Annotated in this window: 10 protein-coding genes; all 10 read left to right on the forward strand. The window is 57.6% G+C overall.

The window, feature by feature from the left end; genetic code table 11:
- Positions 1-114: 114 nt before the first annotated feature.
- The 10 genes from OUO20_RS17995 to OUO20_RS18040 all read left to right on the forward strand — a co-directional run bounded on the left by OUO20_RS17995 (position 115) and on the right by OUO20_RS18040 (position 14188).
- A complete protein-coding gene (locus OUO20_RS17995) occupies positions 115-2451 on the forward strand; it encodes an ATP-binding protein (protein ID WP_268002297.1) in 2337 nt (778 codons plus the stop codon).
- Between the two features lie 179 nt (positions 2452-2630).
- Positions 2631-3431, forward strand: a complete 801-nt coding sequence (locus OUO20_RS18000) for a hypothetical protein (protein WP_268002298.1) — start codon at positions 2631-2633, stop codon at positions 3429-3431.
- A gap of 697 nt (positions 3432-4128) precedes the next feature.
- Complete coding sequence (locus tag OUO20_RS18005; RefSeq protein ID WP_268002299.1) at positions 4129-5961, forward strand: glycoside hydrolase family 15 protein; 1833 nt, start codon at positions 4129-4131, stop codon at positions 5959-5961.
- 199 nt (positions 5962-6160) lie between these two features.
- Positions 6161-7618 (forward strand): aldehyde dehydrogenase family protein, encoded by a 1458-nt coding sequence (locus tag OUO20_RS18010; RefSeq protein ID WP_268002300.1) that lies wholly within the window; start codon positions 6161-6163, stop codon positions 7616-7618.
- A 60-nt stretch (positions 7619-7678) separates the two neighbouring features.
- Entirely contained in the window at positions 7679-8041 is a 363-nt protein-coding gene (locus tag OUO20_RS18015) for a cupin domain-containing protein (protein WP_268002301.1), read from the forward strand.
- The gene (locus OUO20_RS18020) at positions 8038-9330 is read left to right on the forward strand and encodes a flavin monoamine oxidase family protein (RefSeq protein ID WP_326498049.1); all 1293 of its coding nucleotides are present in this window, start codon (positions 8038-8040) and stop codon (positions 9328-9330) included. The genes OUO20_RS18015 and OUO20_RS18020 overlap by 4 nt, the downstream gene beginning before the upstream one ends.
- A gap of 338 nt (positions 9331-9668) precedes the next feature.
- A complete protein-coding gene (locus OUO20_RS18025; protein ID WP_268002302.1) occupies positions 9669-10763 on the forward strand; it encodes an aromatic ring-hydroxylating oxygenase subunit alpha in 1095 nt (364 codons plus the stop codon).
- Positions 10764-10963: 200 nt separating this feature from the next.
- The gene (locus OUO20_RS18030; protein WP_268002303.1) at positions 10964-12400 is read left to right on the forward strand and encodes an APC family permease; all 1437 of its coding nucleotides are present in this window, start codon (positions 10964-10966) and stop codon (positions 12398-12400) included.
- 91 nt (positions 12401-12491) lie between these two features.
- Entirely contained in the window at positions 12492-13202 is a 711-nt protein-coding gene (locus tag OUO20_RS18035; protein ID WP_268002304.1) for a TetR/AcrR family transcriptional regulator, read from the forward strand.
- Positions 13203-13306: 104 nt separating this feature from the next.
- Complete coding sequence (locus tag OUO20_RS18040; RefSeq protein ID WP_268002305.1) at positions 13307-14188, forward strand: MFS transporter; 882 nt, start codon at positions 13307-13309, stop codon at positions 14186-14188.
- Positions 14189-14473 lie beyond the last annotated feature (285 nt).

Raw genomic sequence — 14473 nt, forward strand, 5'->3', positions numbered from 1 at the left:
CGTCGCGCCCACACACATGCTGCCTGAACCCTCCTAAGAGGGCTAAGACGCCTGTCCACTGGCTGGCAAGGGAGCCTCCGAGGGGCAGGGTGGCGTTACGAGAGGCGTTGTTTGATGACTGATGATCAGGCCCTGATGGCCCAGCTTCCCAAGTATGTGACGACCTTCATTGGACGAGAGGCCGAGCAGTCGACGCTGGGCAGTGCGCTTGAAGTCAGCCGCTTCGTTACCCTGGTCGGACCGGGCGGAGTTGGAAAAACACGCCTTGTTTCTAACCTGGTTCAGCGCTTGGTTAAGAGGTTTCCCGAGGGCGTGTTCTTCGCCGACCTTGCCGGAGTCAGCGATCCCATGGAATTTTGTGCCCGGGCTGCCGCTGCTCTAGGAATGCGGAACAGTGGACAGGTTTCGCCTGTGCTGTTACGCGACTTCATGCAGGATCTCGAAGCTCTTGTCGTTTTGGACAGTTGCGACTCGCTGGACTCAGACTGTCTTCTTCTGCTTCAGGATCTCGTCTCATCAGGAACTCAAAGTACGATATTGGCGACAAGCCGGCGGGCGCTCTACGTAGACGGCGGTCAATTGGTCAATCTCTCTCCACTCTCACTTCCTGTGGACACGACGCCCGAAGCTCGCCTTTCCGATGTTCTGGGCTCTGAGTCGGCCAAGCTCTTTCTTGCGCGCGCTCGGCTGGTTCGGCCCGGATTTACCGTTGCCGAATCACAAGCACCCGCGCTTTCGCGTCTATGCCACAAGCTTGACGGGTTGCCTTTGGCGATAGAACTCGCAGCGGCATGGACGAGGGCTTTGTCGATAGAGCAGATTATCGAACGTATGGAAGGCCATCCGGACTTCCCGCGAGCGGGGGCGGGAGCGGGAGCGACCGATCCTCGACACAGGACGCTGCGGACCCTGACGGCGGGAAGCTATGAGTTGTGCAGCGACGATGAGAAGTTGCTGTGGTCCCGTCTTACCGTTTTCGAAAATACGTTTGATCTTCCCGCTGTAGAGGCGGTCTGTGGACAACCGCCGTTGGCACCTCCCGACCTTCTGGACCTGCTGGCCTCATTGGTAGACCAATCAGTTGTTATGGCGGAAAACATCGGTGACGAGGTGAGATATCGTCTCCTGCGTCTCATCCGAGACTATGGTGAATCCCGGTTGGATGACTTCGGTGAGAGGCAGGAACTGCACAACAAGCACCTCGCCTACTACGAAGGATCATTCAATCGCCTCACCACTGCTTTTCCCGGAAGTAGTGAGCGGGAACGCATAGAGCGTTTACGCCTGGAGTACCCCAATATCCTGGCCGCCATCGACTATGGTCTGCAGGACCCGGACCTCAGTGCCGGGAGCCTTCGCATGGCAGCGGGACTATGGTTTTTCTGGTTCACGGTAGGCCAACTCTCTGAGGGGCGTTCCACCCTGGGGCGGGTGCTGGCTTCGGCGAATACGGACGCATACCCGCGAGAGCGCGAGTACGCCCTCTGCATTCATGCCTATCTGTGCGCTTTACAAAGCAAATTGCGGTCCGCCGAGAAACTTCTTGAACTAGCCGCTTCAAGTCAGGCAATTACCGGGGATGCCCTGAACCGTGCCTTAGCGCTTCAGGTTTCCGGCGTCGTAGAGGCAGGACATGGCCGGGTTACGTTAGCCCGTGAGCTCCTGGACAAAGCTATCGCAACTTACAAAAGCATCCCGCAGCCTGCGGCGGAAATCTTCACGATGGATGCAATCGGCATCGCGGTGCTGCTCGCTGCCTTCGATCGTGACAACGGTCGAGTAGCCGACCTAAGCAGGACTGGGCTGGAGCTTTGCGACGACTCCGATGACTTCATGTGGCGCGGGTACATCGAATACGCCCTTGCCGTTCATGACTGGATTCAAAATGAACCCACCCATGCACGCGAATTGGCCTTGAAGGTTGCGGGCTATGTCCACGACCAGCTGCTGCTGGCACACTGCATCGAACTTCTCGCATGGTGCGCCCAACAAGGCGAGCAAAATACGCGAGCGGCGATCCTCTTCGGAGGCGCCGACCGGCTCTGGAAGTTCATGGGTGGACATTTCTCAGGCTTTCACAACATCGGGGCTCAACGCCAGGAATCCTTCGAACGCTGCCGTGATGCCCTCGGGCAAAAAGCATTTGACATGGCCTACGCAGAAGGTTTTCAAACCGACGCCAGCGACCTTCTTCTGCAGGAGGCCGCAGGTCAGGATGGAATCACCGGCCCCGAACCTGAAACGGCCGTCCGCCTTACACGCCGCGAAAAGGAAGTGGCGGCCTTGTTAGGTCGGGGATTAAGTAACCGCGAAATAGCGTCGGAGCTGACCATTTCTCCACGAACTGCAGAAACGCACGTAGAGAACATCCTCGCGAAGTTTGGCCTTGAGAACCGTGCGCAAATGGCCGCCGCTTGGGCGCGCCTGCATCCTAACCCCACAGGATCTTGACCCGCCCGCCGCGGGGCAGCGATCTGCTCCTCGTCCAGAGGTCTCGTGCCGAAACCCAGTAGCCAGATCCGTGTTTATACGGACGCGCCAGTCGTTTATCGCGTGCCACTGTTTAAGCACGTGTCCGTTCCGATCATGCCGCGGACAAGGACCGCTAGGTGATTTGAGTGGAGTGAAAGATGCACGTCGCTACCGACATCCGCAAAGACATGTTTACTATTTCCGTTCGCGGCAATCGTGTCAGTACCGATGAGATTCTCCCTGATTGGTCATTGCGGGACCGGCTTGGAATTGTCGTTCGTGAACCCTGGGGGTCCCTCGGTGCGAGCCTCCTGATGCAGCTTGGCGCTCTATTGCATTATGAAGCGCGGCCAGACAGACGAGCGAGGTCAGCACAGTACCCTCAGATTTACGTTTTCCACGTAGGACAAATGCACGGAGATCACAGTAGCTTCGACGTTTGGCCACCCCGGCACGAGATCCTGGTTGAAGATGATCCCGCTGCCCTCCTGGCTGCAATTAATGATCGCGCAATAACTCGCTTGGCCCTGCCCGATGTTCCGCCTCACAGCACTGATTTTCTCAAAGCGGCTCTAACTGGCTGGTCTGATGAATCATTCCTTCTGGAGAACCTGGCCTCTGCCTGGGCTTATGACAGCGGTGGAAGGGTGGCTTCCTACGATTTGAGTATCCAGTCCTCCGCCGACGAACTGGAACGCATGTCCACATGGGCGCTCACGCCTGAAAAGACCTTCGCCCGGTACGCACCAATGTCCCCTAGTGAACTTGTGGAAACGATGCAGATCGGCCCGAGCACCGAAAATGACCTGCAGCAGTGGCTTGAAACCTTAAAGAACCGTATGAATGAAACGTCGGCCAGCACCAGGGAATCGATCGAGAATAGGAGAGGGCCGGGGCAGTCGGTACGTGTGCAGACGTTCCGTCTGCTTTCGACGCAGGAAGTACTGACGCGACTCTAGCGTCACGAGGCCGCGGAACCCGACTGCATGTGCTTCCCAAGGCTTCGCAGGACTCCAGCCCCAAGGATGACCCCCATGCTCCGGGGAAGGTATAGGTTCACCAAGTCCTCTAGTCCTCCGTGCAGCACGTTTGACTGGAACGGGTTGTAGGACCTTCAAGCCTTGGCAACTTCAGCGAAAAGCAGAACGACAGGCTGGATATGGCCTCTTATTAGCGGACAACCACGAGAAGTCGACCGCCCCCAGGCTCATTATGCTGTTGGTGGTCACTACCCCCGAGCCCGCAAAAAATCAAAAGTTGCTGATGTCTCGGGAAGGCGTCAATTACCGGTAGAGCCCGACAGCGATCGTCCGGTGCTGGGAGCACACACGAAAAATCCTGGCTGTTCGACGGGCGCGAACGGGACGATAAGCCACTGGCTTCTGTAATACTCCACATAGGAGTCAGGGGGGCAGTGAGAATATGCTTCTTCGCGGGTCACCTAGGTGCTCCTTCCACTTTTATACCGGCGGCTGCTTCTCCATCACTATGTCGCGGAGGGTCTGCTTTCGCGTGGGGGAATCTACCTGGTTTCCTACTGGATTTAGAACCTGGGTGGTTCTACCGATTTCGCGAGAGGCGGGAATTCGCCCGGACTTCGTTGTGCCCCCCGCGGCGTATCTTTCCCAGCGTTCCTCATTGTGATTTAGTGTGTTTATGTCAGTCCTGATCGAGGACTACGCGTTCTTGTCAGATCTCTCCACCGGAGCTCTCGTCTCCCGGTACGGGAGTATCGATTGGCTTTGTTTTCCCCGCTTTGACTCCGAATCCGTCTTTGCGTCGCTCTTGGGCACCGAGGAACATGGCCGATGGCTGCTTGCTCCGGCTGATGCGGACGCCCAGGTCGTAAGCCGACGATATTTGGAGTCAACCTTTGTCCTGGAGACGATCTGGGAGGCTGGATCGGGGCAAATCCGCGTCATTGACTTCATGCCCGTTGGAAGAGGCCTGTCCTCTATTCTGCGTCGAGTCAGTGGCCTTAGCGGCAGTGTCCGTGTGCGTCAAGAATTGAGGATCCGTCCCCGCTATGGTGCAGCATTACCGTGGGTAAGCCGTGGTCGCGAAAATACCCCTGCCGGCAGCGGGGAAGTGCTACTTGCCATGGCAGGACCGGATGCTTGGGCGCTGAGGGGTGGGAGTCTTCCGGAGGCGGAAGGTAATCGTCACCTCGGCGAGTTCACGGTTTCAGCGGATGGACACCTCGATTTCGAGCTGACCTGGTTCCCTTCTTATCGCAACGCTCCTCCGGGCCTCGATTTCGACAACAACCTTCAGGAGACCATCCATTACTGGGCCGAGTGGGGCGGTCACTGCCGCTCGGACGGGATTTATGGCGACTCGGTACAACGATCACTGCTTGTCCTGCGTGGGCTGACGAATTTCGAAACGGGCGGCATTGTCGCGGCACCCACGACCTCACTGCCGGAGGATTTCGGCGGTTCCAGAAACTGGGATTACCGATATTGCTGGCTTCGTGACGCCGCCCTGACTCTTGAGTCCATGCTGACCCATGGATATGAAGCAGAGGCCCTCAAGTGGCGGAACTGGCTCTTGCGCGCTCTGGCGGGGGACCCGGAGGACATTCAAATCATGTACGGGATAGCAGGCGAACGGGACCTGCCAGAGAAAGTTCTCCCTCATCTTCCGGGCTACGAGGGCGCGAGTCCCGTGCGCATCGGCAATGCGGCCGTCTCCCAGTACCAAGCCGATGTAATCGGCGAGGTTATGGTGGCACTCGAGAAGCTTCGGCTCGCTGGCGGGAAGGAAGACAGCTTCTCCTGGACGCTCCAGCGGACCCTGCTGGACTTCGTGGAAAAGCATTACCACGACAAGGATTCTGGCTTATGGGAAGTGCGCGGTCCGGTTCGGTACTTCACCCATTCCAGGCTCATGATGTGGGTCGCCTTCGACTGCGGGATCCGCGCCGTCCGTGATCACGGGCTCCCTGGCCCACTGAAGCACTGGCTTGACCTTCGTGAACGGCTGAGGCTGGAAATTCTGGACCGCGGTTTCGACCGAAATCTGAACTCCTTCACTCAGACCTATGGCCGACCAGACTTAGACGCTGCATTGCTGGCTTTGCCGCAGGTGGGCTTTTTGCGTTACGACGATGAACGCATGCTTGGTACCGTGGCTCAGCTGGAAACGGAATTGCTAACAGAAAGCGGACTCCTGCTCCGGTATCAGACCGATACCGGAGTCGACGGACTGGCGCCAGGCGAAAACCCGTTCCTTGCCTGTTCGTTCTGGCTTGTTGAGCAGTATGCCCACAGCGGACGCAGGGACGAAGCCAGGGTCCTGATGTCCAAGCTGTTGAGCACCGCCAATGACTTGGGGCTGCTTAGCGAGGAATTCGACCCAACGACAAATCGCCTGGCCGGCAACTTTCCTCAAGCGTTTTCGCATTTGGCTCTAGTTCGTGCCGCCGACGCCATGCACGGAGTGGACAAACTCTCTCTGGCAGTGACAAGTCCAGTACACGGTCATTGACTATCCATCGTCGTACAGCTGCCCGCGCTGTAAGGCCTCATCGGCTTTTCCAGAAATTCGTAAGCACTGAGGACCACAACCCAAAGATCCGTAAGCACCTCCGTGTAAATACGGACGCGCCACCTGTGTGACCCATGTCATCGTTGGCAAATAAATTCGGTATGGCTTCGAAGTGAGCCCGAAAGGTAGAGAGACACACATGGACACTGCGCAACTTGCACAGCAGTACATCGGGGGCGCTTGGCGTGCCGGTTCAGGCGAAAAGATACTGGTTGACCTGAACCCGTTCACGGGCAAGACCCTGGGTGAGTTCCCTGTCGCAACCACCGACGACATTGATGAGGCCTATGCTGCTGCCGCCGTAGCGCAAACGGCATGGAACAAGGTCAATGCATATGCGAAGCGGACCGTCTTCGAGTCGGCAGCAAGGATCGTCGAAGAACGCCGGGCAGAGATCAGCGAATTGATCACGGCGGAAGTAGGCGGTACGGCCCTCAAAGCGGCATTTGAGATTGGCCTAGTAGTTGACGCTCTCAAGGAGGCAGCAACCCTGCCGCTGCGGATCGAGGGCCGGATCTACCCGTCGCCGGTCGAAGATACGGAAAACTTCGTTTACCGTGTCCCGGTCGGCGTGGTCGGGGTCATCAGCCCTTTCAACTTCCCGTTCTTCCTTTCAATGAAGTCAGTGGCGCCAGCTCTGGCTACCGGCAACGGCGTGGTCATCAAACCCCATGAGGAAACACCGATTACAGGTGGCACCCTCCTGGCCTCGATCTTCGAAGAGGCCGGCCTACCTGCCGGACTGCTGAACGTCACCGTGACAGAAATCCCGGTCATTGGCGATTACTTCCTGGAACATCCAACTCCACGGGTCATCGCATTTACGGGATCCACGGGTGTGGGCCGGCACGTCGGCGAGGTTGCAGCCCGCCATTTCAAAAAGTCAATCCTCGAGCTTGGCGGAAACAGCGCCTTCATTGTCTGCGAAGACGCCGACCTTGAGTACGCCGTGGACGCAGCTGTCTTTAGCCGATTCACACATCAGGGACAGATCTGCATGTCGGCCAACCGCCTGCTCGTGCATTCAAGCATCGCTGCAGAGTTCAAGAGCCGGTTCATTGAAAAGGTTGCGGCCCTTCCTACGGGTGATCCGTCCCTCCCCGGCACCATCATCGGACCGCTCATCAACGCACGGCAGGTTGCAGCATTGGACGATAAGGTGACTGCCGCCGTCGCAGCGGGAGCCAAGGCCGTACTGCGCGGAGAACCTGATGGCAACATCTTCCCGCCCGTGGTTCTTGAGAACGTCGACCGAAATTCCCCGATTGCACACGACGAACTGTTCGGGCCCGTCATCATCGTGCTTGAGTTCAACGATGACCAGGAAGCGATCGATATCGCCAATGACACCGATTTCGGCCTGAGCGGTGCCGTTCATACCCGCGATATCGCGCGCGGGATGCGGATTGCCAAAGAGATTCAGAGCGGCATGATCCATGTCAACGACGCCACTATCGCAGATGAGCCAATCGTACCCTTCGGCGGGGAAAAGCAATCCGGCGTTGGCCGGCTCAACGGCCATTCAAGCATTGACGAGTTGACCAGCCTCAAGTGGATCTCCGTCAACCACGGGCGCCGGAACTACCCCTACCAGTGAGCACCTTTGTGCCTCCCCGTGGATCACGCTAAAGCTAGACACCATTAGGAAAGAACTGCCATGACAGCCCAACGCCATCTGATTCATGCCGACCAACTGTCGGAAGGATACAAACCCTTCATCGTCGAAGGTGAAGTCACCGGGGAGCTCTCCGAAATTCCGGGCCGCGACGACGTACGCACCGGAATGTTCCGAGTCCTCGAGGGCCAATACCCGGACAGGGTACCAGTGCCATACTTTTTCGAAACTGACGAATACATCTTGGTCGTTGAAGGAGAGGTCCACATTTCGTCAGCCGACGGAGAAACAGTCGTTCTGCGTGCCGGCGACTCTGCGTTCTTCCCCCAGGGAAGCGAATCCACCTGGACCTTCCACGCTCCCTTCCGCAAGTTTTCCGTCGAAATCCCGAAGGCTCTAGCATGACCAAGAACTATGACTATGACGTCGCAGTCATCGGAGGTGGCTTCGCAGGTCTGGCAGCCGCACGAGAAGCCAGCAGCTTAGGAAAATCCGTAGTTCTCATCGAAGCGTCAGAACGCCTCGGAGGACGAACCTGGACAGAGACCCGTCTCGGCACCCGCATCGAACTCGGCGGAACAGATGTCCACTGGCTGCAGCCCCACGTGTGGTCAGAGATCAAGCGTTACCAGTTGAGCCTCGAGGAATTCACTCCGCCAGAACAACTCCTGTACCTGGACAACGGAGAAGTCCGGGAGGGCTCTGAGGACGCTGTTTTCGGACTCATGGACAAAGGCATGACCGCGCTGGCGGACCTAGCACGAGCTCTATACGAGCGCCCCCACGAACCTCGATTCTCGAACGCCGCCATCGAACACGACAAGCTGACCCTGGGCGAGTTCCTCGACGGAGTGCCGATGTCCAAACTGGAACGGGATATGACCTCGTCCTTCTGGGCTGCAGCTTGCCAAGCTCCTCTGGAAAAGGCCGGGCTCACCCTCCCGCTGCGATGGCTCGCACTTTCGGGCTGGGACTGGCGTCTCATGCTGGACGTCATCTCCCGCTATAAAATCGTCGGCGGTATGGGTCTTCTCTCGGACGGAATCCGCTCCGACACCCATGCCGAGTTCATCATGGGCAAAGCCGTTACCGAGGTCTCCGAGGCCCAATCCCACGTGACTTTGACTCTTTCGGACAGCACAATGATTTCGGCGGCCGCCGTTGTTTGTGCCGTGCCGGTGAACGTCCTGTCCCGCATTACCTTCAACCCGCCTCACCAGCATGCAGAAAAACTGGGCGCATCGGGTCAAATCTCGGGCGGACAAAAGGTAGTCTGCCGGATCAAGGGAAATAGGACTCCCTATATGGCCTTCGCGCCGGAAGGCCATCCCTTCGTACTCCTACAGTACGACCGGCCTATCGACAGTGACCATATTGCAGTGGCCTTCGGCTCCGATGCCAGCGCAGTTGACGGCTCCTCGATTACGGAAGTAGAAAAGGTCTTGCGGACCTGGCTCCCCGACGTCGAGGTGCTGGAGGTTGCCACCCATAACTGGACCAAGGACGCCCTATACCGCGGTACGTGGGCCGTGCCCGGGCCTGGACAACTCGTAGAGCAATTGGATGCAGTCGAGGCCCGCGACGGACGCGTTCTCCTAGCCGGAGCCGATATAGCCAGTGGCTCTTACGCCCTCATCGACGGCGCTCTCGCGACAGGAATCCGCGCGGGACGAGACGCTGCCGCAGTCAGCTAAGCCCAGGTTGAAACCCAACCTCCTACGCTGACGTTCATGTGCCAACTGTCGGGTGGCCTGCCCCACAACCGCTTCAGGCCACCCGACGATACGCACCGTTGATACCTACAGATTTGCTGAGGGACTAAAACTAAGAGTTCACCGGCAGCACTTGGCCCGGTATTCCTACTCCGGCAAGTGGAGTACGGACTCACTCACGAAAAAGATCCCTGGATTTGGCATTAGGCAATTGCTCAGCTAGCCGCCAAACCGCCCACGCACCGATGTCGGGGCCAGTGCTAATACAGCCTTCACGCCGAACCATAGGTATGACCGAAGCAAAATCAGGGAGAATTAGCATGACGACTTCGAGCGGCATTCATCCTACGGTTTCCGCCGATGAGCCGGTGGACAGCTACACCCTGCACCACAGCGCTTACGTTACGAGATCGGCACTCGAAGATGAAATCCGCGAAGTTTTTTCAGATACCTGGCAGTATGTAGGCCCACTTGAAAAGCTTCAAAATCCTGGCGACCACATCGTCGCAACTCTCGGCGGCACTTCAGTTGTGGTCTCGCGCAATGTGGACGGTGTGCTCAAAGGCATGGTGAACATATGCCGTCATAGGCTCCACCCGGTTGCCCTCGAGGACGGCTCTTCGAAGATTTTGCAGTGCCGCTACCACGGCTGGAGCTACAGGCTCGACGGCTCACTACTAAACGCGCCAAGGTGCCGCGACGAGTTGCGCCTGAACAAAGCAGAACACGGATTAGTGCCTATGGCAGTAGAGACGCTGGGCCCCTGGGTCTTCGCAAACCTTGATGTTCACGCCGCCCCGCTGATAGGCCTCCTGGACGACTGCAAAGACTTCGTGCGGCAAATGGTACAAAACTCAAAGCGCTTCACATTTCGTGGCCAGACAATCTCTCCGATCCGCGGAAACTGGAAACTGTTTGTCGAGAACGCTATTGAGTGTTACCACTGCCCGCTCATACACTCCGAGACGTTCGCCAAGGCATTCAAAGTTAGCAACGGTGAATACATCAGCCAAGTCCACTCCAATGTCGCTACCCAGCACGGGGAGGCGAAAGTAATTCCCGCCGACCTGCCCAATGGTCGTAACGCCAACGGTTTCCACTTCTTGTTTATGCCACCAAACTCGCTGATCGGCATCGACGACTTCGCAATGTACGCTCTCAGAGTCGTGCCCACCAGCCCGACCACCTGTGACGTGGTGTCCGACATGTACGTCGACGAGTCCATGCCGGCGGACGCGATGGAGGAGTGGGTTTCCGTCTACTACGCCAAGACCATCGAAGAAGACGTTGAGGCTGTCGAACGGCAGCAGGCGGGCTTCGCGTCAGGCGCCGTCCCTCACGGACGTCTGCTTCCTGAAAGTGAAAATGCCATTGCTTTCTTCGAATCCTGGATTCGGGCCCGGACATGCCGCTGATTACGTTGGACCTTCAGAATGAAGCCTTCCGCCAACGATGTTGGCGCATCACCTTGGACGAGATTTTTTGATTCACGTAACTTCTGGCATCTATCAACCGTAAAGCCGCCAAACATGCGGCGCACATCCCCTCCTGCTTCTTCCCTTACAAGGATAAGAGCAGACAAAACCTATCGAATTCATCTCCACAGGAGAATTAAATGTCAAATGTAATTCCGGACAATGCCGTCCAAGGAATTGATCAGTCCAAGCTACGGTCAAGTGCAATGGGCACTGGAGGGCTGGTCTTTACGGTTGTAGCCATGATTGGGCCGATGGCGGCCTTCTTGGGTGCGACACCGTTGGTCTTCATGCTGAGTGGCGCGGGAACAGCCGGCGTCTATCTTCTGGCCACGGCGCTGTTTCTCATATTCGCCGTAGGATACGTGGCGCTGGCTCGCCGATCCAAGACCGCCAGCGGGCTGATTGCCTTCATCGTCAAAGGCCTGGGTATTAGAGCAGGTGTGGCGGCTGCCTATGTCACTCTGTTGACCTACGTGGCAGTATTGAGCAGTCTCTACGGAATTCACGCGGTATTCCTGCAGCAAGCCGCCATGGAGTTGTTCGGCATCGATCTTCCTTGGGGATTCTGGGCCATTATTACACTGGCCATCCTGACTCCGTTGTCCTACAACCGTGTCGAGTTCAGTGCCCGTATCATGGGCGTCCTGCTGGTGCTCGCTGTGGCTGCGATCCTTGTTCTTGACGTTGCAATCCTGGTTCAGGGCGGCGCGGGTGGTGGATTCACGTTCGAAGGGTTTTCCCCTCAGCTGGTATTCGGGCCAGGGATCGGCCTGGCAGCACTTTTTGCCCTGGGATCGTTCGTTGGCGTGGAAGCCACACCCGTCTTCAGTGAAGAAGTGCGCACACCGCAGAAGACCGTTCCTCGAGCCACGTACATCACCATCATCGTCTTGGGCGTCTTCTATGTCCTCAGCACTTTTATGGTCAGCAACGCCGTGGGCAGCGACAAAATCGTGGACGTAGCAACCGAGAACCCGACCGGCTTCATTCTCGATGTTGCCGGGGCGTATGTCGGGCCCATCTGGGTCAAGATCTTGAATGTTCTTGTTGTTACGAGCTTTTTCGCCATCCTTCTCGGCTTTGCCAACGTCATGAGCCGCTATGTCTTTGCTTTGGGACGAGCCGGCATCCTGCCCGCGGCTGTCGGCCGAAGCCACAAGAAGCATCAGTCACCCCACATAGGCAGCATTGTCACGGCGATTACCGTGCTCGTAGTGGTCGGAGCTTTTATCCTCGCCAGCGCGGATCCGTTTCACCAGCTCTACGCGTGGCTTATCGCGGTCGGCTCACTGGGCGTACTGCTCCTTATGTGCGCCAGTTCGATCGCAGTCGTGATGTATTTCAAAAAGTCACCTGACGGCGAGAACGTCTGGACTGCCACCATAGCTCCCGTAATCGCTGCCATTGCATTCGTAGTCGCAATTGTTCTAACCATCCTGAACTTCTCCTTCCTCTCCGGCGGCGAGGGATTCGCTGAATGGCTCTGGGTGCTAGTCCCTCTCTCAGCAGTCATCGGCCTCATCGTGCGGTCACGTCAGCGAAATCGCGAACTGAGCTTCGACGACATCTCCTAAACCATCAGCTGTCAGGTCCTAGGCCATAGCGCCCGCCTGAAAGCTGATCCCGTCCCCAAGGCAGCCCCGGGGACGGCCACTGACAGGCGAAGTGGCGAGCCGTGACGGCCCGCCACTTCGCCTGTCGACGATAACCGCCCGTGGGAAGCGAGGTGCCCAGGACAAAGCAGGAAGACCAAAATTTTGGCGTGGGATACGGCTAGGACTAAGGCCTCATTACTCAGCTCAGCAATTAGCGAGTTCAGTAAAAGGCGCAGCGGGCGCGCGCATCGATGAGATAGCCAGAGCGGCAAGCGTCAACAAGGAACGTATCTATCAATACTTCGGTAAGAAGGAGTCACTCTTCAATGCCGTACTTGTTTCGGAACTGCAAAAACCCTTTGTCGAGCTAACCATGGAAGGCCAAGGGCCTCACGCAGTCGGCGAATACGCAGGACGGCTTTTCGATCTTCACGTTTATGAACCCGCGACCGCCCGCCTCTTGTTCTGGGAGGGCCTAGAAATGGGCCAGGAGTCCAATACTTCGCCCGCCCGCGGTCATAACGCAGTTAACCTTCTGCGAAGCCTTCTCCAAGCGCTGCCAGGCATTGATCCCACCGACGCAGGAGACCTGCTGACGAGTATCTGGACCTTATGCAGCGCTTGGGGCGTTCTCCCGCAAGTGGACGCGCTGTTCACGAACCCCCACCCGGACAGGATGAAGCACCGTCGTGAGCACATCGTAAGAGCCGCCGTCCTTCTTTCCCAGGCCCTTGAGGGTGGTAACAGGGTGTGCTGCCCGGGCAAATGCTCTATGCGGTAGCTTGTCGGAAATCTAGACGTCTCCTTTTCAAGCCCGTGATCCGACAGGGGTGGAGCCGTATGACGCTACAAGCGTTCGTCTCCGCCCAAAGAATGGAAGGACACATGATGCCTGCTATCACCCGGAGTAAAACTGACCGCACTGCCAGGTTCGGATTTGCCCTCATCGGCGTGCTGCTCATCGCAGCTAACCTTCGGGTGTCCTTCGTCAGCGTGGGATCAGTACTCGCGAACATCAGCAGCGATCTGGAGCTATCCAATGCAGCAGCAGGGTTCCTCACAGGTCTTCCTCTTCTTGCTTTTGCGGTCTTCTCACCTGTAGCGCCGGCCTTCGCTTCCCGTCTGGGGCTTGATAGAGCCCTCTGGACCTCTCTATTGGTCCTTGCCGTGGGTATCGTGCTTCGGTCCTTGCCCGTTTCCGGCTTCATATGGGCGGGCACTGCACTTATCGGCCTGGCCATCGCGTTTCTCAATGTACTCGTGCCCTCACTTGTGAAGAGAGACTTCCCAACAAAAGTCAGCCAGGTAACCGGCAACTACACCGCGGCACAGGCCGCCTTCGCTGCGGTGGGGGCGGCCATCGTCGTTCCCGTGGCAGAAACGTCACCAGCGGGATGGCGGCTTTCCCTCGGAATCTGGGTAGGACTTGCTCTCATCGCCATGGCGATCCTCCTACCGTTCCTACGCCGGCACCGGGTAGACACCGCGACGATCACGACAGAGCACTCCTACCGGTCACCTTGGACCTCAGCTTTAGGGTGGCAAGTAACGATCTTCATGGGGCTGCAATCGATCGCCTTCTACGTCCTCATGGCATGGTTGCCCACCATCGAGCAAAGCCGTGGGATACCCGCAACTACTGCTGGCCTCCATTTGTCCATATTCCTGCTCATCAGCGTCTTCGCCAGCCTTGCCGCGGGGGAATCCTTCACTGGGGTTCAGACCAACGGCTCGTATCATTCACAAGCGGTGCACTCATGTTCGTAACGTTTTTGGGGCTAGCGCTGGGGCGGGACCTCATTGTGCTTTGGGTCGTTCTTGGAGCGATCGGGTGTGGGAGCCTTATCGTCATTGCGCTGTCGCTGTTCAGCCTCCGAACCATAAATTACCCGCAGGCAGCCTCGTTGTCCGGCATGGCGCAATCCGTCGGCTACGGTCTGGGTGCTCTGGGACCAGTAATAGTCGGCGGCCTCCGGGACGTGAGCGGAAACTGGACGCTTCCTCTCCTTGTAACCGCGGGCATCATGGCGATTCTCGCGGTGACGGGTGTGC

Source organism: Arthrobacter sp. FX8 (assembly GCF_026723805.1).
GTDB lineage: Bacteria > Actinomycetota > Actinomycetes > Actinomycetales > Micrococcaceae > Arthrobacter.

What these genes read in the sequence shown, in the direction of transcription:
- OUO20_RS17995 (WP_268002297.1), top strand. Translation starts at nt 115, where the DNA reads ATGACTGATGATCAGGCCCTGATGGCCCAGCTTCCCAAGTATGTGACG.
- OUO20_RS18000 (WP_268002298.1), top strand. Translation starts at nt 2,631, where the DNA reads ATGCACGTCGCTACCGACATCCGCAAAGACATGTTTACTATTTCCGTT.
- OUO20_RS18005 (WP_268002299.1), top strand. Translation starts at nt 4,129, where the DNA reads ATGTCAGTCCTGATCGAGGACTACGCGTTCTTGTCAGATCTCTCCACC.
- OUO20_RS18010 (WP_268002300.1), top strand. Translation starts at nt 6,161, where the DNA reads ATGGACACTGCGCAACTTGCACAGCAGTACATCGGGGGCGCTTGGCGT.
- OUO20_RS18015 (WP_268002301.1), top strand. Translation starts at nt 7,679, where the DNA reads ATGACAGCCCAACGCCATCTGATTCATGCCGACCAACTGTCGGAAGGA.
- OUO20_RS18020 (WP_326498049.1), top strand. Translation starts at nt 8,038, where the DNA reads ATGACCAAGAACTATGACTATGACGTCGCAGTCATCGGAGGTGGCTTC.
- OUO20_RS18025 (WP_268002302.1), top strand. Translation starts at nt 9,669, where the DNA reads ATGACGACTTCGAGCGGCATTCATCCTACGGTTTCCGCCGATGAGCCG.
- OUO20_RS18030 (WP_268002303.1), top strand. Translation starts at nt 10,964, where the DNA reads ATGTCAAATGTAATTCCGGACAATGCCGTCCAAGGAATTGATCAGTCC.
- OUO20_RS18040 (WP_268002305.1), top strand. Translation starts at nt 13,307, where the DNA reads ATGATGCCTGCTATCACCCGGAGTAAAACTGACCGCACTGCCAGGTTC.